The organism is Brucella sp. H1_1004, from assembly GCF_047308065.1.
Taxonomy (GTDB): domain Bacteria; phylum Pseudomonadota; class Alphaproteobacteria; order Rhizobiales; family Rhizobiaceae; genus Brucella; species Brucella pseudogrignonensis_B.
Window position 1 is genome coordinate 2,138,861 of record NZ_JAYKZA010000002.1, and the last position, 25,899, is coordinate 2,164,759.

Here is a 25,899-nt window from a genome sequence, read left to right on the forward strand (position 1 = left end):
TTAGAATGGCAGAAAAAACAGCTTTCTTGCGGCAATCCAGCGTGGCGTGTATCCAGATTCGCAAGGTTCCCGATGATGATTCGTCGGGGTTTATGCTCATCAACTCATTGCCGTCTGACATCGGGATAAAAGTCGATCATCAGAGACGGTTCGCGCCTGGAGAAACCACCATGCCATTGCCTGTTACCCTGTCCGCACTCGATCTTGGTGCGCTTCTGTGCAGCCGTATCTGTCATGACATCATTTCGCCGGTAGGCGCGATCAACAATGGTCTTGAACTGTTGGAAGAAGGTGGTGCGGATGAAGACGCAATGGCGCTCATCAAATCAAGCGCGCGCAATGCCTCTGCCCGTCTCCAGTTTGCCCGCATCGCCTTTGGTGCCGCCGGCTCTGCAGGCGTACAGATCGACACCGGCGATGCGCAGCATGTCGCTACACAGTATTTCGCAAATGAAAAGCCGGAACTGACATGGGAAGGCGCACGCGTCCTGCTGCCAAAGAACAAGGTCAAGTTGTTGCTCAATATGCTGCTGATCGGCAACGCTGCTATTCCGCGTGGTGGCTCGCTGGCGGTGCGTCTTGAAAACGGTGATACGGACCCGCGTTTCGTCGTTACCGTAAAGGGCCGGATGCTGCGCGTCCCGCCGAAGTTCCTTGAACTTCATTCAGGCGCTGAACCGGAAGAGCCAATCGATGCGCATTCGGTACAGCCATATTACACGCTGCTGCTCGCTGAAGAAGCAGGCATGACGATCTCAATTCATGCAACCGCAGAAGATATCGTCTTCTCAGCCGAATAAGATCATAATGGCAGATAAACGAAAAAGCGCAGTGTAAAATCTGCGCTTTTTTGTTGCTTTAAAAAGCGTCTTGAAAACTGTTCAGCAGCGTTTGAAAAGGGTACGCGATAAAACAAAGCCCTGCTTGAGCAGGGCCTTATTGAAGAGCAAATGAAACTGCTTATGCGATTTCGCGCAGCTCTGTGCCATCTGGCTCACGCAGCACATAGCCGCGACCCCAAACGGTTTCGATATAGCTCTGGCTGCCCGAAACGGCATCGAGCTTCTTGCGCAGCTTGCAGATAAACACGTCGATAATCTTCAGCTCAGGCTCGTCCATACCGCCGTAAAGGTGGTTGAGGAACATTTCCTTGGTGAGCGTCGTGCCCTTACGGAGCGAAAGAAGCTCAAGCATCTGATATTCTTTGCCGGTCAGGTGTACGCGCTGACCACCAACTTCAACGGTTTTCGCGTCGAGGTTAACAATCAGGTCGCCGGTGGTGATGACCGACTGGGCATGCCCCTTGGAACGACGAACAATCGCATGAATACGGGCAATGAGCTCGTCCTTGTGGAACGGCTTCGTCATGTAGTCATCTGCACCAAAGCCGAGACCACGAACCTTATCTTCAATGCCAGCCATGCCGGAAAGGATGAGGATTGGCGTCTTAACCTTTGAAAGGCGCAGAGTACGCAGAACTTCATAACCGGACATGTCCGGCAAGTTCAGGTCCAGCAAGATGATGTCATAATCATAAAGCTTGCCGAGATCGATGCCTTCTTCACCCAGATCGGTGGTGTAGACATTGAAGCTCTCGGACTTAAGCATCAGTTCAATGCTTTGTGCGATAGCACTGTCGTCTTCAATCAAAAGGACGCGCATACTTATCCCCTTTCCGCCGCTGACCAGATTTCCCTCACGGCAGCTGACGGAACTGTCGTTGCCTTAATATGAAGGTGTCTGCAAATGGTTAACAAAATATGATTCTGGTTGGCAAGCCTTATTCTTTAACTATTAGAAAAAAACCGTATCCAACTGAATCATAAGAAATTCTCTCGCCCACTCGACACTCATGAATCACATTAAGAAAATCTCTTAAGTGATTCAATTGACTCTAGCTTTCACCTGTTACTCAAAAAGCACACCAAATTTACCGAGCCTTAATTCCTAACGCGTATGATTAACGTTGCAGGTAAAGAAATGGTTACCAAAAGAGCGGAATATTAACTTTTCGTTTCGCTAAAATTAACCACTCTTAACACTGCGTGCTTAGCGAAAGCCCTGAAAAGCAAAGCTTTGCAAAGGTTTAGACGGCACATTACGGGAAAACGACTCCCTTATATGCCTGTTAATAAAGTCGGGGGGAACGCCCCAACGTGTAGAAAGCTGGTTGGTGTTCAAGGAGTATTGCGTATGAAGCCACGTGAAAGCCTCGTCAGGCTGAAATTGTTCCAGGTGAAGGAAAAGCGCCGCCAACTGGGCCAACTGGACCTGATGATGGGTGAGTTCGAACGGATGGCCGGAGAGCTCGACGCCCAGATTCTATCGGAAGAAAAGAAGGCAGGTATCACTGACATCAATCATTTCGCTTATCCGACCTTTGCGAAAGCTGCACGCCAGCGTCGCGACAATCTATTTGGCTCGATTCGCGATTTGATGCAGCAGAAGGAAGCCGCCGAAGCTGAACTCGTTGTCGCCGAAGCGGATCTCGCGAAAGCAGAAGCGCTGGAAGAGCGTGACGGCGTCAAGGCACCGCGCGAAATCGTTGAGCGCCCGCTCAACCAGCGTCGCGCGATGATCGGTTAAAATAGCCGGAATCAATTACAAAAGGCACGGTATCCGAGAGGGCGCCGGGCCTTTTCTATTTTTAAAGCGTCAGCAGATAGTCCTCGAAACGCTGACCTTTCTGATGCCGGAATACTTGCCCATCGCTCACAACATTGGTGATGCGATCAAGTCGGAAGTTGCGGAAATCATTGCGACTTTCACACCATCCCGTCAACAGCCACACGGCATCAAACATCGTCAACCCGAGCGGCCTTACGCTGCGTTCAGTGGCTTTGTCCCGAAGGTCCAGATAGTCAATTTTCACGATGACGCGATCTCGAACCGCCCGCCTCAGAAATGATAGATGCAGGTTCGCCTTGCTATGTTCCTCAGTCATTTTTGATACAGCTCTGAGCGGAAGATTTTTATATCGATCCCCCGCACCCGACTGCATCGTGGCGCTGAGCTTGCCCGACACACGCTGCGCTGCAGCGGACAATTCTTGATCACCTCTTGCCACAACCAGCCTCACACCAAGCATAATCGCTTCCAGCTCATCGGCATCGAAGTGCAGTGGCGGCAGAAAATAGCCCTTCTCAAGCTGATACCCTAAGCCCGACTCGCCTCTGATCGGCGCACCCATGGCCTGCAAAGTCGCCATATCGCGATAAATCGTGCGGGGCGAAACCTCCATGAGCTCCGCAAGCGCCTCCGCCGAAACAGGCGCGGACGCAGAACGAAGTCTATCGAGCAAAGAAAAAAGCCGCAGAGTTTTCATAGGGAACGTCTATACCACATCCCTGACAAAAACTGTCAGGGGGAAGATGTATGTGCGGCACTCCAGATGAAAAGGAGTACCACATGAAAACCCCTTATTATGAAATCGTCGTTTACAAAATCAACGATGCCTCAACTGCCGACAAGGAACGCGACAACGCGCGCAAACGCATCAGCACCCTGCCCGGTTTTCTCTCATGGGTTCCATTCACCGGGGCAAGTGATACTGAGGATCGCGCCGATCTCGTGGCATGGGCCTCGATGGATGAAGCACTGGACGCAGCTAAGTGCGTTGGCACCGCACCAGAATTTGCTGCCTTCAGGGCAACCCTGAAACAAATGGTATCGATAGGCCATTACACAGCACTGCCAACGCCACAACTGCCTGCCACATCTGGCAATGGCATTGAGCTTGGTCGTTTTCGCCTGAAATCTGGCATAAGCGAACAAGCCATGCGCGAAGCCTATGCCGCGATGGTAAGCAAGCACCTCTCGCATCAGTCGGGCTGGCGTGGACAGCATCTCGTCAAACTTGCAGACGGTACTTTCGTTGACCTGGCTTTTGCGGATAACCAAACAATAGCCACCGAAATCTGCGCAAGCTGGCAGGGCAATTCAGACTGTGACGCGTTTCTGGCACTGATTGAGCCAATCAGCATGGAGTTCGGCACGATCCTCTGACCCGATCATGCAACGTGATGCGCTTATTGCGCGGCATATGCCAATTCACGTTTGCATTCCTGCTGCACCTGGTAGTAGGAATTGCGCGCGATGCAGAAACCCGTCCTCCCCGGGCAAGAAAAGGCCCGCGATAGATTCACGATCAGTCACAAACCAAAGCCAGTCCAATGGGGCTTGCTGCTGGTTGCGTCTGCAATTTTCATCTATATCGGCGAACGGCTTGGGCTACCGGCCGCATTCCTCTTGGGCGCGATGCTCGGCGCGATTGTTCTGGCATCACGCGAAAGCGCGATTAAGGTTCATACCCATTTCTCGCTGCTTGCGCAGGCAATTGTCGGCCTGCTGATCGCGCGCGCCATGACGCAGGAATTTTTCAGCAATATGGGGCAGCATCTGCCGATCATCCTGCTGTCGACCGGCTTCACGCTGCTCGCCAGCACGACGGTCGGTTATCTTCTGGCAAGGTTCCGCGTTTTACCGGGAACAACTGCCGTTTGGGGTGTCTCTCCGGGAGCAGCCACCGCAATCGTATTGATGGCTGAATCTTTCGGTGCAGACGCTCGACTGATCGCCTTCATGCAATATCTGCGTGTTGTTCTCGTTGCGACTGCCGCCTCGCTCGTCGTGATGTTCACAACCGATATCGAAATTGCGGCTCCAGCCGCCATAGAATGGTTTCCAGACATTCGCTGGCACACACTTGGCCCAACACTCGCCCTGATCGTCTGCGGTGCCTTTTTAGGGCAATTATCACGCATTCCAACCGGAGCCATGCTCGTACCGCTCGCTTTGGGCGCATTGCTGCAAGATATCGGCCTGATGACCATCGACCTGCCGCCATGGTTGCTGGCAGGCAGCTATATTTTCATCGGTTGGCGCATCGGCCTTGGCTTCACACGCAGCATCATTGCCCATGCAGCGCGCGCCTTTCCGGCCGTGCTCGGATCGACGCTTATTCTGATTGCCGTCTGCGGATTGTTCGGCATGGCGCTCGGCCATGTGCTCGGTCTTGATCCACTCACCGCTTATCTGGCCACAAGCCCCGGCGGGGCCGATACAGTGGCGATTATCGCAGCATCAAGCCATGTCGATCTGCCATTTATCATCGCCATGCAAACCAGCCGCTTTTTCATCGTACTGCTTGCTGGTCCGGCAATCGCCCGCTTCGTTGCGTCACGCATTGCGAACCGGCAGAAATAAGAAAGCCCGACTTTCGCCGGGCTTTTTCTCGATAACTGATTATCAAGCTTATTTGCCGTGGAAACCACGGATTGCCCCAATAATCTTGTCCTGATCTTCTTCCGAAAGATAAGGATGCATTGGCAGGCTCAGAATACGCGCAGGCAGCGCTTCCGAAACAGGCAGACCACCCGGTGCAATCGGATAATGCTTGTAAGCAGTCTGCAAATGCAGCGGCTTTACGTAGTAAATAACCGATGGAATACCAGCCGCCTGAAGATGCGCCTTCAGACCATCGCGGTTTTCGCTTTCAATCGAATACTGTGCCCAGGCAGAACGGTTGCCAGCAGGCAGACCCGGAACCTTGACGACGTCCTTGAGCAGCTCATTATAGCGCTTGGCAATACGGTCACGCGCTTCCATTTCGTCTTCAAGGATCGCCATCTTTTCCAGAAGAATAGCAGCCTGAATGGTATCAAGACGCGAGTTGAGACCAATGCGAACATTGTCGTACTGCGTTTCGCCCTTGCCGTGAAACAGCACTGAGCGCAGCGTGTCGGCCAGTTCGGCATCATTGGTGAACATTGCACCACCATCGCCATAGCAGCCGAGCGGCTTGGCTGGATAGAAGCTTGTCGCACCAACGTGGCCGAAAGCACCACACATGACATTGTCACGCTTGCCACCAACCGACTGCGCCGCATCTTCAATGATGAACAGGCCTTCGCGCTCCGCAATCGCAGTAATGCGATTATAATCAGCAGCAAGACCAAACAGATCGACAGGAATGATTGCCTTTGGCTCAAGACGGCCTTCCTTGCGGATCGCCGCAATCCCCGCTTCGAGCTGCTCGACATTCATGTTGTAGCTGTCGGCATCGACGTCAACGAAAACCGGCTCTGCGCCAACAAGCGCAACAACTTCAGCGGTTGCAGCAAATGTGAAGGACGGCACGAAAACCGCATGCCCCGGACCAATGCCGCGTGCCATCAAAGGCATCTGCAAAGCATCAGTACCGTTGGCACAGGCAATCACATGCTCAACGCCCAGATATTCACCGAGCTTTTTTTCGAACTCCGCAACTTCAGGACCGAGAATATAACGACCTTCCGCAACAACCTTGGTAACGGCGGCATTGAGACGGTCTTCGATACGCGCGCGTTGCGCTCCAAGATCAATGAACTGCATGTTGGCTCCAATTTATCTGGTCCGCCCCATCAGAAGCGAATCCGCGACAATTCTCTTATTCCTTCACGCCCCTCCCTGCCATGGGGGAGCGTTCAAAGTTTTGCGAGTTTCGTAACACCAGTTGACAGCAATTTCTGTCAAACGGTGGCTATTTAGAATGATTGACCGAACCTTCGGTCAAAATACGCAACACGTTAATTGCTTCCTGTCCATCGGTACGCGGTGTTTCACGAGTTTCGATGCAATGCAGGAAATGCTGCAATTCGCGTGTCAGCGGCATGCCCTCTTCGACAGCCACATATTCCGGCTCGACCGATTTGAAGGCCCACTGATCATTCTCACGCCAGACTTCATGCTTGTAGAATGCAAGCTTGCGATCCCAAGGCTCAGCATCGTCAAAGACCAGCATGCCCTTGGTTCCGGTCACGCTCAAACGACGCTCGCGATAAGAATTCAAACGCGATGCAAAAAGGTGCCCGCGAATACCGCTTGGAAATTCGAGATGCACATGGGCAAAGTCGCTGATCTTGTCGATCACCGCAGTCCCCTCACCGCGAACAGCTGACGGTTCTTCGCCGGTGATCGCGAGAATCATCGAAAGATCGTGCGGAGCGAGATCCCACAGCGCATCGAACTTGTCGTGGAACTTACCGAAACCAACGCGGTGCGAATGCACATAGCGAACATCGCCTATGTCGCCGCTTTTGACCATATCGAGCAGTTTTTCAAAAGCCGGATGGAAACGAAGAATATGCCCAACCATGAACACGCGATTGTTTTCGCGCGCCGCAGCAACTTCTGCCTCAGCGTCAGCAACTTCCAGCGCAATCGGCTTTTCAACCAGAACATCCTTGCCGTTTTTCACCGCTTCTATTGCATATTGCGCATGAAACTGCGCAGGCAGCGCCAAAACGATGCCATCAATATCGGGATGCGAGAAGAGTTCATCAACCGGAATATTCGGAACACCAAATTCAGAAGCGAATCGCTGCGCATTCTGTGGATTGGCGTCAGAAACACCCTGAAGGACACCGAGCCCCTTCAAGGTACGAATATGGTTGCCGCCCCAATAGCCACAACCCAAAACCGCAATACGAGGTGCCATATAACTATGCCTTTGCTTTCCGCTAGTTACTTATCTACGCAAAACATGGAAAACAAGACGAAAGCCATGTGGGGTCGTGTGGACGATTATTTTTCGGGCGTGGCGTGAGACGGATTTTCTTTATGAACAGGAGAACAGACCGCCGTGGAGTGTATCTCCACAAGGGCTGTTCGACGTATTCAGAGAGAAAATCCGCCACGTCCCGAAGGGATTTGATGAAAATCTCCCAGCTTAGCGTCACAAAACCTTGAGGGAGAATACTCCATCTTCGGTTTTGCTCCTAAATCTGTGAGATTTTCAGTCATACCACGCTCCAAAATATAATTGTCCACACGACCCAAGAGTGCTTGACAGGGTCCCATTACCCACATATACCGCCGCCATTCCTTGCAAGAACACAGTTCTGGAAACGCTGGAAACGGCGCTGTAAACTGTTTCACTGCAATGTGTGGCGGAGTAGCTCAGTAGGTTAGAGCAGAGGAATCATAATCCTTGTGTCGGCGGTTCGAATCCGTCCTCCGCTACCAATCCCCCCCACAAGTTTTTGCTGCTTCAGGCAAAGTTCGCTTTCAACAAAATAATCGAACTATTATAACCCTCAGCGAAAACGACAGCATGTCGCCAGGACGTGGGAAGCGGTTTTGGGGATAGGGGCATGCTTTAAAGACACATAGATAATGCGTGGCGATTAAATAAGATAAATTGCAACACGTATTAAGAGTGGGTGGTATGATATTTTTGAATCTCGCTTTTCTGATACTGCATCTGGTTTCGGTTATAACAGGCGTCGCCGCAGGTATTCTCTGGATGCGATCTGCAGGTGTTGACGTACCTGCGATTAAACCATCGAGAAAGCTGCGAAAGCCCGACGGGACAGTATCTGAAGAATGGGTCAATGAGGTCGCAACGAACCTCGATTCGCATCATAAAGGCTGGGTGAAGGCGACGCAGTTCAACAAAGCCGCAGCGACCGCTGCTGCTATTGCTGCATTAGCGCAAGCCGCTGTTTATGTTCTGAATATCGTACAGAATCTTATGTCGCTATAAATTGCACATCAGATATGCGAAGCTCGTCTTCGCAGACGAAGCAAAATAGCGGAGCCAAAATGAAATCACTGATTATATTCATTACATGGATTTTCGGCATCGCATGTGGGCTGTCGCTGGCAAGCTGGCTGATGGCAAATGAACGCATCGGCGATGCAATCGTGATGCTCTACACGTCGAGCATCTTTGCTGTCGTGGCATTTGTTGTTCTTGTTTATCTCGTTGCACGCCACGCGTTGAATAACAAACGCAACCGGTGACACTTTGCGACCAGAGGCAATTGATCGATAATGTCCTTGCTTACTAACCAGCCTCACCCGTCCATTGATCCAGTTTCCATCAAGCAGCTGGTCGACACGTTTTATGGTCGTGCGCGTGAAGATGAATTGCTCGGTCCGATTTTCACGAAAGCCGTCGCGGACTGGGATCATCATCTGGCGCAGATTGCGGAGTTCTGGTCATCGGTCATTCTCAAAACCGGCACTTATGAAGGGCGCCCGATGCCGCCGCATCTGCGGCTTGGCTTGAAAAGCGATCATTTTGATCGCTGGCTGGAGCTGTTCGAGCAAACAACGCGCGAGATCTTCCCACCGGAAGGCGCTGTGATCTTCATCGACCGTGCGCGGCGGATCGCTGATAGTTTCGAGATGGCGATAGCCACGCATGGCGGGACATTTTCAACGCCGCGTCATTCTCGCAAGCCATTATAAAAATGCCCGCCTCTTAACTAGAGCGTATCCCGAAAAGTGCGAAGCGGTTTTCGGAACAAGATGCGCGTAAAAACAGTTAGATAGAGCATTTCCAATGACTCAATCTAAACAGGAAATGCTCTAAGAGGCGGGCGTTTTAACTTTATGCGGCTGGCTTGGTATTTTCCGCCAAAAGCTGCTTCTCATGGCGAAGCAACATACCGAACAGATCACGTGGCTCATCAGGATCAGCCAGAAGATCAAGCTGCACATAAAAGCCTGTGTCTTTCAGCTTGTCACGGACATAACGCAGCGCAGAGAAATCTTCTGTCGCAAAGCCAACCGAGTCAAACAACGTAATCTGGCGCGCATCGGTGCGGCCTTCGATTTTGCCGGTAATCACTTCCCAGAGTTCCTTGACGGGATAATCTTCCGGAAGCTGCTGGATTTCACCTTCAATGCGGGTCTGCGGCGGATATTCAACAAAAATATCCGAACGGCGCAGAATATCGCCATGCAGTTCGGTCTTGCCGGGACAATCGCCACCAACCGCGTTAATATGTACGCCAGCGCCAACCATGTTGTCGGTCAGGATCGTGGCATTGAGCTTGTCAGCGGTGACAGTGGTGATGATATCCGCACCTTCCACCACCTCTTCGACATTCTTGCAGATCACAATATCAATGCCTGTGCCTTCGAGATTGCGCGCGCATTTTTCAGAAGCCGTGCGGTCAATATCGTAAAGACGCAGCTTGTCGATGCCAAGGATCGCCTTGAAGGCAAGTGCCTGAAACTCGCTCTGCGCACCATTGCCAATGATCGCCATCGTGCGTGCGTTCTTTGGCGCCAGATGCTTGGCTGCAACGGCTGACGTCGCCGCGGTACGCAGTGCTGTCAGGATGGTCATTTCCGTCAACAGCATCGGATAGCCATTGCCAACATCAGACAATACGCCAAAGGCTGTCACAGTCTGCAAACCATCGCGCGTATTCTTCGGATGACCGTTCACATATTTGAAGCCGTAAAGCGTGCCATCGCTTGTCGGCATCAACTCGATCACGCCTTCATCGGAATGCGATGCAACGCGTGGCGTCTTGTCGAAGCTTTCCCAGCGGCGGAAATCTTCTTCAACATAATCAGCAAGTTCCTTGAGAAAAGTCTCAACGCCGACAGACAAAACCAGCTTCATCATGTGATCAACACTGACGAAAGGTACGATATTGAGGTTCGGTTGGGTCATTCTAGCTCCTTACCATTCGGCGGCAAACTCTAATGGCTCGCCAGCCACGAATGCGATTTCTGAAATCAGTAATTGATGGTTGGACGATCCATGACACTGCGACCCAGAAGGCTCGCCATCAGGTCAACCATGACGGTTGCAGTGCGTCCACGTTCATCGAGGAACGGGTTAAGCTCAACGAGATCAAGGCTGGTCACCAGTTCGCTGTCATGCAGCATTTCCATGATGAGATGCGCTTCACGGAACGTTGCGCCGCCCGGAACCGTGGTGCCGACAGCGGGCGCAATCGATGGCTCAAGGAAATCGACATCCAGGCTCACATGCAGAAGGCCATTTTCATCCTTCACGCGTTGCAGAAAGCGGCGCAGCAGAGCGGCGACGCCATGCTCATCGATAAGACGCATGTCATAGACGGCAACGTCAGTCTGCTTGATCGCAGCACGTTCTGCCGGATCGACACTGCGAATACCCATCATGCAGACATTGGCCGGATCAATTGGTGCTGCCAATGGCGGGAAATAGCCTTCAAAGCCCTTCTGGCCCGTATAATAGGCCACAGGCGTACCATGCAGATTGCCACTGCCTGTTGTTTCCAGCGTGTGGAAATCCGTGTGCGCGTCAAGCCAAAGGACGAACTGCTTGCGGCCTTTTTCGGCAGCGCGGCGTGCAATACCGGGAACAGTGCCGGCGGCCAGAAGATGATCGCCACCAAGAAAAATGGGAAAACCTTCTTCACTCTCACGATAAGCAGCATCACTGATCGCTTCGATCCACGCCACAGCCTGCGGTAAAGCCTTGATCACAGAATTGGGGTGTGTCAGCGGGCGCAACTGAGCCGGTGCCAGATTGCCGAGATCCGTAAATTCATGACCGAGTTCGCGGATCGCATCCGCAATGCCAGCGGCGCGATAACCATCCGGGCCCATATTGCAGCCAAGACGACCAGTGCCCTCCTGAACAGGCAATCCCAAAATCTTGCAATGCATAAAGTAAGAATCCTTCTTTTTTCTATCTGAAATTCACCATTTACGCTTGGCGATGTGAAGCAACCGGATTGGCAATTTTATCGGTTTGGTTTATCAGAATGTCGGATTGGCTTTTCAAAATGGAGAAAACATGGACGATCTGGATGAAAAGCTCATCACGCTTTTACGTCACAATGGACGCCGCAGCATTTCCGATGTGGCCCTTGATCTGGGCGTTTCGCGCGCCACGGTACGCGCGCGTATGGAAAAGCTGGAGCAGTCTGGCGACATTATCGGCTATACGGTGATCCTGCGCTCTGATGCGGTTGATCTTCCCGTTCGCGGTATCATGATGATCGAAATCGAAGGCCATGTGGCCGATCGCGTGGTAAAATCGCTCGGCGGTTTCTCCGAAATTTCAGCCATCCACACCACAAATGGTCGTTTCGATCTGGTGGTGGAACTGGGGGCTGCAACGCTGACCGATTTCGATGCCGTGCTGCGCCGCATCCGACTGGTGCCGGGGATCAAGGCCAGCGAGACCAATCTCCTGTTGGCAACACCGCGCTCGACGCGTGCACGTCTGTAAATAAAAAGCCCGGTTCGAAGCCGGGCTTTTTGATTAAATGTCTGAATCAAAAAACGGCAGGCCGTGGCGAAAATGGTGTGTTTCGAGTACCGAAGCGGAGTGTACTTTTGGGTACATGAGCATCGGAACGCAGACAAATTGCCATTTGCAGACCGGCATGGCGGTTTTTAGAACAGAGACTAGGCGAGGATCGGATAATCCGTATATCCCTTGGCACCTCCGCCATACATATGCTGCTGATCCAGTTCATTGAGCGGCGCGTTTTCTTTAAAACGGCGCACCAGATCAGGGTTAGCAATAAACGGTTTTCCAAAGGCAACCACATCAGCGCGACCGCTTTCGATTTCCTTTTCCGCCAGATCACGGTCATAGCCATTATTGACCATCCAGGCAGCTTTGCCACCGGCATCGCGATAAACCTGCTTGAGACGCGCATAATCGAAAGGCTGTGGGCCCTGCTGGAAATCGCGCGGACCGCCTGTCGCACCTTCAATAATATGGACATAAGCAAGACCGTATGAAGCGAGCTTTTCGACTACATAATCAAACAGCGGCTGCGGATCGGAATCCGATGCGTCATTGGCAGGCGTTACCGGCGAAAGACGAATACCCACCTTGCCCGGCGCAACCGACTTTGTGATTGCATCCACCACTTCAAACAGGAAGCGTGCGCGGTTTTCGATGGAGCCGCCATATTCATCGGTCCGGTGATTGCTGTCCGAACGCAGGAACTGATCAATCAGATAGCCGTTTGCAGCATGAATTTCGACGCCGTCAAAACCAGCCACTTCGACAGCATCCTTTGCAGCCTTGGCATAAGTCGCAACGATCTCTGGAATCTCGCTCTTTTCCAGTGCGCGTGGCTCTGAAGTGGGTGCAAACTCGCCGGTGCCGTCTGGATGCACGAGATAGGTCTTCGACTTGGCCGTGATAGCCGAAGGCGCTACCGGCTTGCCGCCATTTGGCTGTAGGCTGTCATGCGAAATACGGCCAACATGCCACATCTGCACGACGATCTTGCCGCCTGCGCTGTGAACAGCGTCGGTGACGCGCTTCCAGCCTGCAAGCTGCTCGCCCGAATAAAGGCCCGGCACATCGGCATAGCCCTGCCCCTGATGGCTGATCGGCGTTGCCTCAGTGATGATGAGACCAGCACTAGCGCGCTGTTCATAATAGGTGACGTTGAGGTCGTTTGGCACAGCGCGGGGCGAGCGGTTGCGCGTCAGGGGTGCCATAACGATGCGGTTGGCAAGCTTGAGATCGCCGATTGTAACTGGATCGAACAATGTGGCCATAGATGCATTTCCTTCAAATGGGAACGATTGGGCGGATGAGTAAAATGGGATTAAAGATCGGACAGTGATTTGAGCAAGGCGGCAATTGCCTCCTCATCGCGCTTGTAGAAGGTCCATTGGCCAACGCGGTTGGGCGTAATCAGCCCCGCTTTGGTCAGCACGGACAAATGAGCAGAAACGGTGGATTGCGACAGGCCACACCGTTCAAACTGACCGGCGCACACGCCCATCTCCAAAGACATGTGCTGAGCGGAGAAATGCTTCTCCGGCTGCTTGAGCCAGCTTAAAATGTCGAGACGAACTGGATGGCCAAGTGCCTTGAGTATCTCGTCCAACGGCATAGCTGTTGCTATAGATTGATTATCCGACATCAAGGTCACCTCGCTGATCTTCATTCATATCGTCATTTCACGATATATGTATCGCTCAATTCCGATTTTAAAAGACCCTGCGCGTTCACAGGCGCGTGAACAAAAATATACGTGCTTTCCTGTGGACCATTATGGCGGTCGTGATTGCGTCAAAAACCTATCCGACTATGTTCGCGTAAAGATTTGAGATTGGAATGAATATGGCCAACGATATTAAGCGCATTGCCGCAATCATTGCAGCGGAGATCAACGCAAAGCCCGAACAGGCCATAGCAGCCATTGGTCTTCTCGATGAAGGCTCGACTGTGCCGTTTGTTGCGCGCTACCGCAAGGAAGTCACTGGCGGACTTGACGACACGCAGTTGCGTACGCTCGATGAGCGCCTCTCCTATCTGCGCGAGCTGGAAGCACGGCGCACTTCCATTCTGGAATCGATCCGCGGGCAAGAAAAGCTGACGCCAGAACTGGAGCTCAAAATCGCAGGCGTCCAGACCAAGGCCGAGCTTGAAGATCTGTATCTTCCTTATAAGCCAAAGCGCCGCACTAAAGCGGAAATCGCCCGCGAACGCGGTCTTGGCCCGCTTGCAGAAGCCATTCTCACCGACCGCAAGCTGGTCCCCGCAGAGATTGCCACACAATATGTCACCGGCGATGTTGCCGATGTGAAGGCAGCTCTTGAAGGCGCGCGCGACATCATTGCAGAAGGCTTCACCGAGAATGCTGAACTGATCGGTAATCTGCGTAACTATCTCAAAGAACGCGCGGTGCTCCGTTCGCGCGTTGTGGATGGCAAACAAGAGGCTGGCGCAAAGTTCTCCGATTATTTCGACCATTCCGAACGCTGGGCAAATGTTGCAGGCCACCGCGCTCTGGCCATGCTGCGCGGTCGCAATGAGGATTTTCTGTCGCTCGACATTGAAATCGACGCCGACGACACCTCCCCGGTAAAGCCGGTCGAACGCAAAATTGCAGCCGCCTATAATATCGGTGCAACGCTTCCAGGCGATCGCTGGCTGATGGAAGTTGCAGGCTGGGCATGGCGCGTCAAGCTCTCGCTCTCCTTGTCACTCGACCTCATGCGCGACCTGCGTGAACGCGCCGAGGAAGAAGCCATTAACGTCTTCGCCCGCAATCTCAAAGACCTGCTGCTCGCAGCCCCTGCCGGTTCGCGTGCCACCATGGGCCTTGATCCGGGCATCCGCACCGGCGTCAAAGTTGCAATCGTCGATGGCACTGGCAAACTGCTCGACACAACGACGGTCTATCCGTTTCCGCCAAAAAACGATGTGCGCGGCACACAGGCCGAACTTGCAAGCTTGATCCGCAAACACAAGATCGAACTAATTGCGATTGGCAACGGCACAGGCAGCCGCGAAACCGAACGCCTTGTCGTGGATATGCTCAACGTCCTGCCAGCGCCCAAGCCGCTCAAAGTCATCGTGTCGGAAGCAGGTGCATCGGTCTATTCGGCGTCAGAAGCCGCAGCCGCCGAATTTCCGCAGCTCGACGTATCGCTGCGCGGTGCGGTTTCCATCGCCCGCCGCCTGCAGGACCCATTGGCAGAACTCGTCAAGATCGAACCGAAATCCATCGGCGTTGGCCAGTATCAGCATGATGTCGATCAGTCCCGTCTGGCGCGTTCGCTCGATGCAGTGGTCGAAGATGCAGTGAACGCTGTCGGGGTTGATCTCAACACGGCATCCGCCTCACTGCTGGCGCGTGTATCGGGTCTGGGAAAGTCGCTCGCCGAGGCAATTGTTACGCATCGCGATCAAGCGGGAGCCTTCAAGAACCGCAAGGAGCTTCTGAAAGTCGCCCGCCTCGGCAATCGCGCTTTTGAACAATGCGCAGGCTTTCTGCGTATCGCCAACGGAACCGAACCGCTTGATGCGTCCTCCGTTCACCCGGAAGCCTATGGCGTTGCGAAAAAAATCGTTGCCGCCTGCGGCCGCGATGTGCGCAGCCTCATGGGTGACAGTGCGGCATTGAAAGCGCTTGATCCGCGTGTCTTTGTTGATGAGCGTTTTGGTCTGCCAACCGTGCGTGACATCATTGCGGAACTCGATAAACCGGGCCGCGATCCGCGTCCTGAATTCAAGACAGCGACCTTTGCTGATGGCATCGATGACATCAAGGACCTGAAACCCGGCATGATGTTGGAAGGCACAGTTACCAATGTTGCGGCCTTTGGTGCCTTTGTCGATATCGGTGTGCATCAGGACGGACTTGTCCATGTTTCGCAACTTGCGGATAAATTTGTTAAAGACCCGCATGAAGTGGTCAAGGCTGGCGATGTGGTGAAGGTGCGCGTGACCGAAGTGGATGTGCCACGCAAGCGTATCGGCCTCACGATGAGAAAGGACGGCGGAGAAGCCACTGCCCCGCGCAACAATGCGCAGCGCGACACAAAACCTGCACAAAAGCAGAACTTCACCCCGCGCAAACACGAGCAGCCATCAACTGGCGGTTTCGGTGCAGCCCTTCTGGAAGCAATGAAGAAGAAATAAGCAAAAAGGGCGGCTATAAAAGCCGCCCTTTTCACATTCAGATCTTGTTGCCGATTGGAAAGCCGGTGGAGACTTTTCTCACCGGCATTTCATCGGTGGGAATAATCCAGCCACCGCGAATGGCGACACGCACTTCATCGCCTTCTTCCAGTCTTACCGGATCGCGCACTTCAAAATGCAGGTGAATATCCGGTTTTGGCAGCGGATGTGCCTCGATACGCGAACCGCCACCGCGATAGACCGAACGCTTGACCCGCACGGGGATGCCGCCGACCTCGGTCAATGCCAGATCTTCTGAACGAACGCAGAGCTGCGCATTGGCACGCGGCATTTCAATGCCGGAACAACGCACCTCAGCACGGCTTCCCAGCACCAGCGCCTCGCAATGTCCCGCTTGCGCAAAAGACACGACCTCCGCCGGCAAAACCATGCCATGCGCGATGAAGGACGCGACCATTTCGCTGGCGGGTTCCTCGTAAAGCTTGCGCGGCGTATCGAACTGCTGAAGCTTGCCGTGATCCAGCACCGCAATCCGGTCAGCAAGCGCCATGGCCTCGGCCTGGTCATGCGTGATGTAGATGATCGTCGTACCGGTGCGCTTGTGGAAAGCCGCAAATTCGTCTTCCATCGAAGCACGCAAATGCACATCGAGATTGGCAAGCGGTTCGTCAAACAAGACCAGCGATGGGGCTGCGACCAGACAGCGGGCCAAAGCCACACGCTGCCGCTGGCCACCCGATAGATTGGCCGGGCGGCGATCACCAAACCCGTCCAGATCGACCAGCGCAAGTGCTTGGCGAACGCGCGCCTCGCGCTCGGCTTTGGCAACCTTTGCTACCCGCAGACTGTAGCCGACATTTTCAGCAACCGTCATATGCGGCCAAAGCGCATAATTTTGGAAGACGATGCCGACTTGCCGCTTTTCGGGTGGCACATTACCATCCACATGGGAAACGCGGTTGTCACCAATATGGATTTCGCCGCCGTCAACATCTTCAAAACCAGCAATCATCCGCAAAAGCGTGGTCTTGCCGCAGCCCGATGGTCCGAGAATGGCAACAAACTCGCCATCCTTCACATCAAGCGACACTTCAGACAGAGCCTGAAATTCGTTGAACACTTTAGAAACAGAAGCGATTTTCAGTCGCGCCATGGCAGCACCCCGTTTGGAAGACGCCGCGCAAACAGATTTGTTGCAAGCATCAGCATGAATGTCACCGCAACGGCCAGAATGGATATGGCAGCCGCATAGGCGGAATCGCCCGCCTGTTCAAAAGAAAACATCACCACGCCCAGCGTTTCCGATCCCGACGCCCATAAAAGCGCTGAAACCGTCAGCTCACAGAATGCGGTCATGAAAATAAGCACGCCGCCTGCAAGCGTCGCTGGTGCGACCAGAGGAAATATAATGGTCCTAAGGCGATAGAAAAGACCAGCGCCTGCAATTCGCGCGGCTTCTTCCAGCGCACGGTCAATCTGATGCAGACCAGCAACCGTTGGCCGCAGTGCCAGCACGAAGAAGCGCGCAAGATAGGCAAACAGGATAATCCAGAGCGTGTTATAAAGGCTGACACCCACCACTGGCAGCGGCTTCAAGAACATCAGCAGGCAAGCAATGGCCAGCACGACACCCGGTAACGCATAGGGCATCTCGGCTGCGAAGTTGAGGATCGGCGTCCAGCGCCGTTTGCGCCATGCAAGCATATAGGCCAGCGGAACCGCAATCAGCACAGCAAACACAGCCGCCGCAAAGGACAGCATCAGGCTATTGCCAAAGGCACGCGCGGAACCACCATGTTCAAACATGACAAAGCGGAAATTTTCCAGAGTGGCCGTCGCAAATGTCAGCGGCACGCCATAGGCCGGAACCAGTGCTGAAAGCGTCAAACCAATCAGCGGCAGAAACAGCACGATGACGATCAACAGCCATGCAGCCAGTTCCGCCCATATGCGCCATGCGCCAAGCGCAAAAGGTGCAGCGGGCAACGATGTTGAAACAATACGGAAATCGCGACGGCGCGAGGCATAATCTTGTGCTGCGATCCCTGCCATGGCGATCAGACCAATCAGCACAGAAAGCACAGCGACGCTGGAGAGCACGGCTGGCCCGCCGCCCGCAAGACGCTGATAAATCAGCGTTGGCAGAACGAGATAATTCGATGGAATGCCAAGAAATGCCGGGATGCCGAAATTGCCGACACACGACACGAAAGCCAAAGCCGCAGCACCGATGATCGATGGCGTCATCACCGGCAGAATAATGGTGCGCAGAACGGTCCATTTGCTGGCACCGGCACTCAGGCCCGCTTCCACCAATTCACGCGGGAGCTTGCGCAAGCCCGCTCTTACGATCAGAAAGACCAGCGGTCCATATTGCACGCCCAGCAGAAAGATAATGCCCCAGACGGAATAAAGCGGATTGCGGCTTCCCAGTGGCGGCGCCATGCCGATGATCTTGAGGAACTGGCTGGAAGGTCCGAAAAGCTGGAGCCACGCCAGCGCAGTTACCTGTGGCGCAATCAGCAGCGGGGTCACATAGAAAAGCACGAAGATATTGCGCCCGCGCATATCTGTAAGGCCGACGAGCAAGGCCGCCACAATGCCAAACACAAGTGCCAGCAGCGTGCCGCCAATACCGATCTGCAGGGAATGCCACGTGGCAACCCATGTGGAACGGCTGCTCAATGTTTCGGAAAGAACCGATGTCGAAAATTGTCCCTGCGGCGCAACAAGCTCAACAAGCAGCCGTGCCATTGGAAGCAGCGACAAAACAGCAACAATCAGCGTGACGCCAACAATCAGGGCCGTATCACGGCCCTGAATATATCGAAACATGCGCATTTTAGACTTTATCCGCCAAACAGCTCAGAAAACTGCTTCTTGTCGGCATCCGTCTGATTGAGAACCTTTTGGGTATCAATCGACATGATGTTGATCTTGGTGCCTTCTGGCAGCCATGCAGGACGGCCAACACTTTCCTTGGCAGGCAGATAGCCCTGCTCCAATGCCAGCTTCTGACCATCATCCGACAGGATGAAGTCCACGAACTTCTTGGCACCATCGACGTTCTTGGCGGTCGCCATAATCGCAACTGGTTCGGTTACGGCAGGCACACCTTCCGACGGAAACACGAACTCGATCGGCGAACCCTTGGCCTTGGCGTTGAGCGCCATGAAGTCAACGAGAATGCCATATGGCTTTTCGCCACTTGCAACCGACTTCAGCACAGCACCATTGCCCTTAACGCTTGCAAGTTCATTGACTTTGAGGTTCTTGAAATAATCCCAGCCAAGATCCTTATCGAGCGCAAAGCCGCTTAAGAGATAAGCCGCAGCACCCGAATAAAGCGGGCTCGGCATGACAACCTGGCCCTTATAGTCGGCCTTTGCGAGATCGGCCCAATGTTCAGGCTTTTGTGCAGCGCCTGTATTATAAGCAATGCCGGTGGTGATCAGCTTGGAGCCGAAATAGGTCTTGTCAGCGTCATAACTATCGGCGGAAAAACCATCGACCTTAGCCTCGGTGTAAGGCAGAAGGCGCTTGTCCTTCTTGAGACCTTCCATCGTCACCGCATCAGCGATCAGCAGAACATCAGGTTGCGGCGCGCCAGCCGAAAATTCGGCGGCAAGCTTGGTGAGGAGTTCGCTCGTACCTGAGCGGAAAATCTGCACATCCGTGTCCGGATTGGCCTTGCGGAAAGCTTCAACCGTCTTGGTCGCATCAGCTTCTGGCTGCGAGGTGTAAAGCGTCAACGTGTCGGCCTGCGCAACAACGATAGACAGAGCAAGAAGAGCAGGAATTGCTGTAGCGCGCTTCAGCATCTTGGTCATGGCGTTCTTTCCTCGAATTTCTGTGTGGTTTTCAGCAGCATGTGCCGCCGCTCCAGCGTGATTGCGCTGCATACGAGCCGAAATGGCACAGATACTGTCATATCGAGAAGCGCGATCATTCCTGTTCATGACTCACCTGTCAAACAAATCTCTAAAACATCTGCCAGAAAATCGGAACTGATTTCAGAAAGCAAAATGCCCTCCGGCAGATTTTTGATCCGCAGAAGGGCATCGATCCAACGATCATTTTACCTTCCGCATCCCTTCCACTCTGGAAGCGATGCGGATGCCATAAAGGACTTAGACTTCAATTATATGACAGTCTCAAATAATTATCTCAGCCGCATGTGCAACCTGTGCGCCGGCTTCATAATAGGCTTCGCGCAAACCACGGAAGCTCTGTTCCTTCGGATCGCTGACCGGAAGCGGCAGATCGGCCTCGCTGATTTCGCCTGAAACGAGCTTCGCCAAGTGCTTGCCGAACACCGTCCCCGGCGCAATGCCGCGGCCGTTATAACCGGAGAAGCCTACAACATTGCGTGCAAGGCGATGGAACTTCGGCAGACTGTCATTGGTCATGCCGATCTTGCCGTACCATTCCGATTCAAATTCCACGTCGCCGATTTGCGGGAAGAGACGTTTGAGCGACTTCTTTGCCCATGCCTTATGCACACTCGCACCCGTATTGCGCAGCGCACCGACGCTGCCAAACACAAGACGGCCCTGCTGGTCAAAGCGGAAAGACGACAGAACTTCCTTGGTGTCCCAAGCGCCCTGACGCTCCGGCAGAATGGAGCGCTTGATATTGTCCGAGAGAGGCTTGGTGGCCATGTTGAAATAGGGCAGATGCACAAGCTCGGCGCGCACTTCCGCCCACGGCACATTGGTATAGGCGTTGGTCGCAACCACTATCCAATCGGCTGTCACCGTACCAGAAGCCGTCTTGACCACCCATTTGCCGTTTTGTTCGCTGGCGCCGATCACAGGGCTTTGCGTGAAAATCCGGGCACCCGCAGCAACGGCTGCATGCGCAAGCCCGCGCACATAGGCAAGCGGCTGAATTGTTCCGGCGCGCAGATCGAGCAGCGATCCGGAATAGGCCTTGGTGCCGACCTTGGCTTCGGTTTCCTTTGCGTCGAGCAGCTTCACATTGGCACCGCGCCGCGCCCATTGTTCATAGCGGTCTTCAAGCTCCTTGAGACCTTTCTTACCAACAGCGCAATGCAGTGTACCCTGCTTTTCCACTTCGCAGGCAATCTTGTGTTTCTCGATGATTTCAAAAACCAGCTTCGGCGCATTGCCGAGCACATCAAGCAGACGGTCGCCATATTGCTGGCCAAGCACGCCCGGCAAATCATCCGGCATCACCCACATGCCAGCATTGACAAGGCCCACATTGCGACCGGAACCACCATAGCCGATCTCAATGCCTTCCAGTACGACGGCGTTGGTGCCTTTTTCAGCCAGATGCAAAGCCGTCGAAAGGCCGGTAAATCCGCCACCCACGATCACCACATCGGCGGCCAGGTCACCATTCAGCGACGTGGTCTTCGGTGCAGCAGGAGCGGTCTTTTCCCAAAGGCCATGCGAGCGCGGATCGTTCAACATTCAAGACAACCATTTCGTATAATGAAAAACCGGCGACTAGTGCCGTGCTGGCTATTTCACGCTGCGGAAGCCACAAGGACAGCAATATTTGCGCAACAATTCATGCTCGTTCGGAATGACCTATACTAAAGAACAACGTTCCCCACCTGTCCAGCGATCCACTGACAGAAAACCTGCGTCAGCGGGTTCTCAAGTTTGCCTTCCGGAACCACCAGATAATAGTCATTCTCGGTCCGCATCGGCTGCTCGAAAAGCATGACCAGTTCGCCGTTGCGCAATTCCTGCTCGATCAGATAAAGCGGCAACAGCGCGAAGCCAAGGCCCGCAAGAGCCGCCCCGATCACCATCGAAAACTGATCAAAACGGTGACCACGATAAGCCGACTTGCCTTCAACGCCACAGCTTTCAAACCATTGCGCCCACATTTTAGGGCGGGTCGCGAGATGCAGCAGCGGCTCATCTTCCAGCTCTTCGGGGTTTGCCGGATGGCGTGCTTTCAAAAGGCTCGGGCTTGCCACAGGCACAATCACTTCTGAGCACAGGAAGGTGCAGGTCGCATGCGCCCAGACCGGCTGTCCATAGTGAATGGCAAGGTCAAATGGCTGTTCTTCAAAGTCGAAAACGCCGGAACGCGAAGCCACATTGATAGCAATCCCGGGATGCTTTTCAATAAAATCCGGGATGCGCGGCATCAGCCAGCGTGTACCAAAAGTCGGCAGCGTCGCCACGCTGAATGACGATGTCGATTGCGCTGACGCCATAGCGCGCAACATGGTATCCTCAGTCTGGTTGAGCAGACGCCGCACTTCCGGCAGGAACTTTCGCCCTGCATCAGATAAAAGAATGCGCTGGCGGATGCGCTCAAACAACAAGACCCCGAGCTGACTTTCGAGATCCTTGATCTGACGGCTGACAGCGCTTTGTGTGAGGTTCAATTCGTTGGCAGCCTGCGTGAAACTGCCATGGCGGGCCGCACATTCAAACGCTTGCAGCGTGGCAATGTCGGGGATCAGTCTCCTGCTAAGCTTCATTCCAATCTCGCATTAACATAGTTGCGTTCGTCGCGATCATAACGGCAAAACGGCTGATATGATACATTTTCATCATAATCGCGGTATGTTTTTATTATCACACATACCTTCCAGGCAGACGAACCAACTTCTACGGAAGCTCTTGCAATGAACGCGCAGAAATTCGTTTCACCGGACGCCATTCGCTCCGCCTTTTCGGCAGCCATGTCGGCCATGTATAAGGAAGAAGTGCCTGCTTATGGCACATTGATGGAACTCGTCTCCGATGTGAACGCAAAGGTTCTCGCAGACGACACACATCTGCATGAGCGTCTGACGGAGACCGACTCGCTTGAGCGCATTTCCGAAGAACGTCACGGTGCAATCCGTTTGGGTACTGCCGCTGAACTGTCGATGATGCGCCGCGTTTTCTCGGTCATGGGCATGTTCCCGGTTGGTTACTACGATTTGAGTGCCGCTGGCGTGCCGGTACATTCCACCGCTTTCCGCCCGATTGACGATGCGGCCCTCAAGCACAATCCATTCCGTGTTTTCACATCACTCCTGCGCCTTGATCTGATTGCCGACGCAAAGCTGCGCGCAGAATCGGAAGAAGTTCTGGCGAAGCGTAACATCTTCACGCCGGGCGCAATCGCGCTTGTCGAAAAGGCAGAAGCCAATGGTGGCCTTGATGAAGCTGACGCAAAAACCTTCGTTGCAGAAGTGCTTGAAACATTCCGCTGGCACGATCATGCCAATGTCAGTGCCGAGCTTTACCATCGCCTCCACGATGCGCATCGCCTGATCGCCGACGTTGTGTCCTTCAAGGGTCCGCACATCAACCACCTGACACCACGCACGCTCGACATCGACGCTGTACAGGTTCAGATGCCGGATCGCGGCATCAACCCGAAGGCAGTTGTCGAAGGTCCACCAACCCGCAAATGCCCGATCCTTCTGCGCCAGACCTCGTTCAAGGCGCTGGAAGAAGAAGTCTCGTTTGTCAGCGCAGATGGCACCTGGACCCCAGGCTCTCACACCGCCCGTTTCGGTGAAATCGAACAGCGCGGCGTAGCATTGACACCGAAGGGCCGTGCGCTTTACGACAAGCTGCTCAACGATACCCGCGCAGTTGCACGCCCGGCGCCAGATGGTTCAAACTCGGCTGAATATGTGAAGGCACTGAGCGACACTTTTGCCGCTTTCCCTGACACATGGGCAGGCATTCGCGAAGAAGCGCTTGGCTATTTCGCCTACTCGGTTAAGGATGCCGCACGTCTTGCAGCTTTCAAACCTGACACCGATATTGAAACTCTGATCGAAGGCGGCGCTGTCCAGTTCGATCCGATTATCTATGAAGACTTCCTGCCGGTCAGTGCCGCTGGTATCTTCCAGTCCAATCTGGGCGATGACGACGCGCAGGATTTTGTGGAAAGCCCGAACCAGAAGCGTTTCGAGGAAGACCTTGGCGCCAAAGTTCTTAATGAATTCGAGCATTATGCCCGTATCGAACGCGAATCCATCGAAGCTGTACAGGCCCGCCTGAGCGGTCTTGAAGCAGCCGAATAACTAAGCATTTCCAGCAAAAGTGCGAAGCGGTTTTGCGTCGGACAATGCGTAAATATAAACAACGAGAGCAGTAACTACGAAACTGATCTAATTTGAACTGCTCTCGTGATTAAGCAGGCTAAGAGGATAAACATGAACACCGCTGTTAAAAAACTCGACGTGAAAAAAGAAGCCGCTGATCTGCTTTCCAAGCTTGGCGTTGATGCAGACCTTTACACGTCGGGCGACCTCGCTGGCTTCAGCCCGGTCTCCGGTGAACAGATCGCTTCGATCAAAACTCACAGCAAAGAAGATGCCGTCAAGATCATCGACAAGGCTGACGCAGCTTTCCGCGCTTGGCGCACTGTTCCAGCTCCAAAGCGTGGCGAACTGATCCGTCTCTTGGGTGAAGAACTCCGCGCTTCCAAGGAAGATCTCGGCCGTCTCGTATCGCTCGAAGCTGGCAAGATTCCTTCGGAAGGCCTTGGCGAAGTACAGGAAATGATCGACATCTGCGATTTCGCAGTCGGTCTGTCGCGTCAGCTCTACGGTCTTACCATCGCAACCGAACGCGCTGGCCATCGCATGATGGAAACCTGGCATCCGCTTGGCGTTGTCGGCGTTATCTCGGCCTTCAACTTCCCTGTTGCTGTCTGGGCATGGAACTCCGCTCTCGCTCTCGTTTGCGGCAACGCGGTTGTCTGGAAGCCATCGGAAAAGACCCTGCTCACCGCTATTGCATGTGACGCGATCCTGAAGCGCGCCATCAAGCGTTTTGGCGATGCTCCAGAAGGTCTGGCTGAAGTTGTACTCGGCGACCGTACTGTTGGTGAAGTTCTCGTTGACAGCCCGAAGGTTCCTGTTCTTTCGGCAACCGGTTCGACCCGCATGGGCCGCGAAGTTGGTCCACGCCTTGCAAAGCGTTTTGCGCGTGCAATTCTCGAACTCGGCGGCAACAATGCCGGTATCGTCTGCCCATCGGCCGATCTCGACATGGCGCTGCGCGCAATCGCTTTCGGTGCAATGGGCACCGCTGGTCAGCGTTGCACCACGCTCCGTCGTCTGTTCGTGCATGAAAGCGTTTACGACGCTCTCGTCCCACGTCTGCAGAAGGCATATGCCAGCGTTACCGTTGGTTCGCCGCTCGAAACCACAGCTCTGGTCGGTCCATTGATCGACAAGGTTGCTTTCGACAACATGCAGAAGGCACTCAAGGAAGCAGCTGCTCACGGCGGCAAGGTACAGGGCGGCGAACGCGTCGATACTGGCCATGAAAACGCTTACTATGTGCGTCCGGCTATCGTTGAAATGCCAAAACAGGAAGGCCCGGTTCTCGAAGAAACCTTCGCACCGATCCTTTACGTCATGAAATATTCCGACTTCGACGACGTGCTGGCGAGCCATAACGAAGTTGGTGCAGGCCTGTCCTCGTCGATTTTCACGCTCAACTTGCAGGAAGCAGAGCGCTTCCTTTCGGTTGAAGGTTCGGATTGCGGTATTGCAAACGTCAATATCGGCACTTCGGGTGCTGAAATCGGCGGCGCATTCGGCGGCGAAAAGGAAACCGGCGGCGGCCGTGAATCGGGTTCGGATGCGTGGAAGGGCTATATGCGCCGCGCAACCAACACCATCAACTACTCGAAGGCTCTGCCGCTCGCACAGGGCGTTTCCTTCGACATCGACTAATCGGCCTCACGATAGATCAAAAGAAAACCCCGCCAAA

The 25,899-nt window shown here is 53.8% G+C and carries 24 protein-coding genes and 1 tRNA gene; 12 read left to right on the plus strand and 13 right to left on the minus strand.

Annotated elements, in window-relative coordinates; genetic code table 11:
• Positions 1-170: 170 nt before the first annotated feature.
• The gene (gene chpT, locus U2P60_RS17760; protein WP_187544283.1) at positions 171-800 is read left to right on the plus strand and encodes a histidine phosphotransferase ChpT; all 630 of its coding nucleotides are present in this window, start codon (positions 171-173) and stop codon (positions 798-800) included.
• A gap of 160 nt (positions 801-960) precedes the next feature.
• Here the strand turns inward: chpT and ctrA are convergent, their stop codons facing one another.
• Positions 961-1,662 carry a response regulator transcription factor CtrA gene (ctrA, locus tag U2P60_RS17765; RefSeq protein ID WP_313826911.1) on the minus strand — a complete coding sequence of 234 codons (702 nt, stop codon included), beginning with the start codon at positions 1,660-1,662 and terminating at the stop codon, positions 961-963.
• A 531-nt stretch (positions 1,663-2,193) separates the two neighbouring features.
• Here ctrA and U2P60_RS17770 point away from each other — a divergent pair.
• A complete protein-coding gene (locus U2P60_RS17770; protein ID WP_250038718.1) occupies positions 2,194-2,586 on the plus strand; it encodes a flagellar export protein FliJ in 393 nt (130 codons plus the stop codon).
• 61 nt (positions 2,587-2,647) lie between these two features.
• Here the strand turns inward: U2P60_RS17770 and U2P60_RS17775 are convergent, their stop codons facing one another.
• The gene (locus tag U2P60_RS17775) at positions 2,648-3,325 is read right to left on the minus strand and encodes a YafY family protein (RefSeq protein ID WP_313826912.1); all 678 of its coding nucleotides are present in this window, start codon (positions 3,323-3,325) and stop codon (positions 2,648-2,650) included.
• 83 nt (positions 3,326-3,408) lie between these two features.
• Between U2P60_RS17775 and U2P60_RS17780 the strand changes: the two genes are divergently transcribed.
• Positions 3,409-4,005, plus strand: a complete 597-nt coding sequence (locus U2P60_RS17780) for a hypothetical protein (RefSeq protein WP_413573539.1) — start codon at positions 3,409-3,411, stop codon at positions 4,003-4,005.
• A 90-nt stretch (positions 4,006-4,095) separates the two neighbouring features.
• Positions 4,096-5,205, plus strand: a complete 1,110-nt coding sequence (locus tag U2P60_RS17785; protein WP_413573540.1) for an AbrB family transcriptional regulator — start codon at positions 4,096-4,098, stop codon at positions 5,203-5,205.
• A gap of 48 nt (positions 5,206-5,253) precedes the next feature.
• On the opposite strand, the gene U2P60_RS17790 is transcribed toward U2P60_RS17785, so the two are convergent.
• Both U2P60_RS17790 and U2P60_RS17795 read right to left on the minus strand, forming a co-directional pair.
• Complete coding sequence (locus U2P60_RS17790) at positions 5,254-6,372, minus strand: DegT/DnrJ/EryC1/StrS family aminotransferase (RefSeq protein WP_413573541.1); 1,119 nt, start codon at positions 6,370-6,372, stop codon at positions 5,254-5,256.
• Positions 6,373-6,520: 148 nt separating this feature from the next.
• Complete coding sequence (locus U2P60_RS17795; protein WP_313826918.1) at positions 6,521-7,477, minus strand: Gfo/Idh/MocA family oxidoreductase; 957 nt, start codon at positions 7,475-7,477, stop codon at positions 6,521-6,523.
• Between the two features lie 450 nt (positions 7,478-7,927).
• Between U2P60_RS17795 and U2P60_RS17800 the strand changes: the two genes are divergently transcribed.
• From U2P60_RS17800 to U2P60_RS17815, 4 genes are all read left to right on the plus strand, one after another.
• A tRNA-Met gene (locus U2P60_RS17800) sits at positions 7,928-8,004 on the plus strand.
• A 202-nt stretch (positions 8,005-8,206) separates the two neighbouring features.
• The gene (locus tag U2P60_RS17805; protein WP_413573542.1) at positions 8,207-8,524 is read left to right on the plus strand and encodes a hypothetical protein; all 318 of its coding nucleotides are present in this window, start codon (positions 8,207-8,209) and stop codon (positions 8,522-8,524) included.
• A 59-nt stretch (positions 8,525-8,583) separates the two neighbouring features.
• Positions 8,584-8,784: a hypothetical protein gene (locus tag U2P60_RS17810; protein ID WP_313826920.1), complete on the plus strand. Its 201-nt coding sequence runs from the start codon at positions 8,584-8,586 to the stop codon at positions 8,782-8,784.
• 30 nt (positions 8,785-8,814) lie between these two features.
• Positions 8,815-9,234 carry a group III truncated hemoglobin gene (locus U2P60_RS17815; protein WP_413573543.1) on the plus strand — a complete coding sequence of 140 codons (420 nt, stop codon included), beginning with the start codon at positions 8,815-8,817 and terminating at the stop codon, positions 9,232-9,234.
• Between the two features lie 142 nt (positions 9,235-9,376).
• On the opposite strand, the gene U2P60_RS17820 is transcribed toward U2P60_RS17815, so the two are convergent.
• Both U2P60_RS17820 and rocF read right to left on the minus strand, forming a co-directional pair.
• Positions 9,377-10,453: an ornithine cyclodeaminase gene (locus U2P60_RS17820; RefSeq protein WP_413573544.1), complete on the minus strand. Its 1,077-nt coding sequence runs from the start codon at positions 10,451-10,453 to the stop codon at positions 9,377-9,379.
• Positions 10,454-10,518: 65 nt separating this feature from the next.
• Positions 10,519-11,439 (minus strand): arginase, encoded by a 921-nt coding sequence (gene rocF, locus U2P60_RS17825; protein ID WP_413573545.1) that lies wholly within the window; start codon positions 11,437-11,439, stop codon positions 10,519-10,521.
• A gap of 130 nt (positions 11,440-11,569) precedes the next feature.
• On the opposite strand from rocF, the gene U2P60_RS17830 reads away from it, so the two are divergent.
• Positions 11,570-12,007, plus strand: coding sequence for an Lrp/AsnC family transcriptional regulator (locus U2P60_RS17830; protein WP_313826927.1), 438 nt, complete (start codon positions 11,570-11,572; stop codon positions 12,005-12,007).
• A 179-nt stretch (positions 12,008-12,186) separates the two neighbouring features.
• On the opposite strand, the gene U2P60_RS17835 is transcribed toward U2P60_RS17830, so the two are convergent.
• Positions 12,187-13,302 carry an alkene reductase gene (locus tag U2P60_RS17835; protein WP_413573546.1) on the minus strand — a complete coding sequence of 372 codons (1,116 nt, stop codon included), beginning with the start codon at positions 13,300-13,302 and terminating at the stop codon, positions 12,187-12,189.
• A gap of 50 nt (positions 13,303-13,352) precedes the next feature.
• Entirely contained in the window at positions 13,353-13,673 is a 321-nt protein-coding gene (locus tag U2P60_RS17840; protein ID WP_413573547.1) for an ArsR/SmtB family transcription factor, read from the minus strand.
• A gap of 200 nt (positions 13,674-13,873) precedes the next feature.
• Between U2P60_RS17840 and U2P60_RS17845 the strand changes: the two genes are divergently transcribed.
• Positions 13,874-16,180: a Tex family protein gene (locus tag U2P60_RS17845; RefSeq protein ID WP_413573548.1), complete on the plus strand. Its 2,307-nt coding sequence runs from the start codon at positions 13,874-13,876 to the stop codon at positions 16,178-16,180.
• Positions 16,181-16,217: 37 nt separating this feature from the next.
• Here the strand turns inward: U2P60_RS17845 and U2P60_RS17850 are convergent, their stop codons facing one another.
• The 5 genes from U2P60_RS17850 to U2P60_RS17870 form a co-directional block, all read right to left on the minus strand.
• Entirely contained in the window at positions 16,218-17,333 is a 1,116-nt protein-coding gene (locus U2P60_RS17850; protein WP_413573549.1) for an ABC transporter ATP-binding protein, read from the minus strand.
• Entirely contained in the window at positions 17,321-19,021 is a 1,701-nt protein-coding gene (locus U2P60_RS17855) for an ABC transporter permease (protein WP_413573550.1), read from the minus strand. Before U2P60_RS17855 ends, U2P60_RS17850 begins: the two co-directional genes overlap by 13 nt.
• Positions 19,022-19,029: 8 nt before the next feature.
• The gene (locus U2P60_RS17860) at positions 19,030-20,010 is read right to left on the minus strand and encodes an ABC transporter substrate-binding protein (RefSeq protein WP_413573552.1); all 981 of its coding nucleotides are present in this window, start codon (positions 20,008-20,010) and stop codon (positions 19,030-19,032) included.
• A gap of 324 nt (positions 20,011-20,334) precedes the next feature.
• Positions 20,335-21,618, minus strand: a complete 1,284-nt coding sequence (locus U2P60_RS17865) for an NAD(P)/FAD-dependent oxidoreductase (protein WP_413573554.1) — start codon at positions 21,616-21,618, stop codon at positions 20,335-20,337.
• Positions 21,619-21,743: 125 nt separating this feature from the next.
• On the minus strand, positions 21,744-22,649 hold the full coding sequence (locus U2P60_RS17870) for a LysR family transcriptional regulator (protein WP_313826936.1): 906 nt from the start codon (positions 22,647-22,649) through the stop codon (positions 21,744-21,746).
• 147 nt (positions 22,650-22,796) lie between these two features.
• On the opposite strand from U2P60_RS17870, the gene U2P60_RS17875 reads away from it, so the two are divergent.
• The gene (locus U2P60_RS17875) at positions 22,797-24,197 is read left to right on the plus strand and encodes a VOC family protein (RefSeq protein WP_413573556.1); all 1,401 of its coding nucleotides are present in this window, start codon (positions 22,797-22,799) and stop codon (positions 24,195-24,197) included.
• 132 nt (positions 24,198-24,329) lie between these two features.
• Positions 24,330-25,862 (plus strand): aldehyde dehydrogenase family protein, encoded by a 1,533-nt coding sequence (locus U2P60_RS17880; RefSeq protein WP_413573558.1) that lies wholly within the window; start codon positions 24,330-24,332, stop codon positions 25,860-25,862.
• The last annotated feature ends 37 nt before the right edge of the window (positions 25,863-25,899 follow it).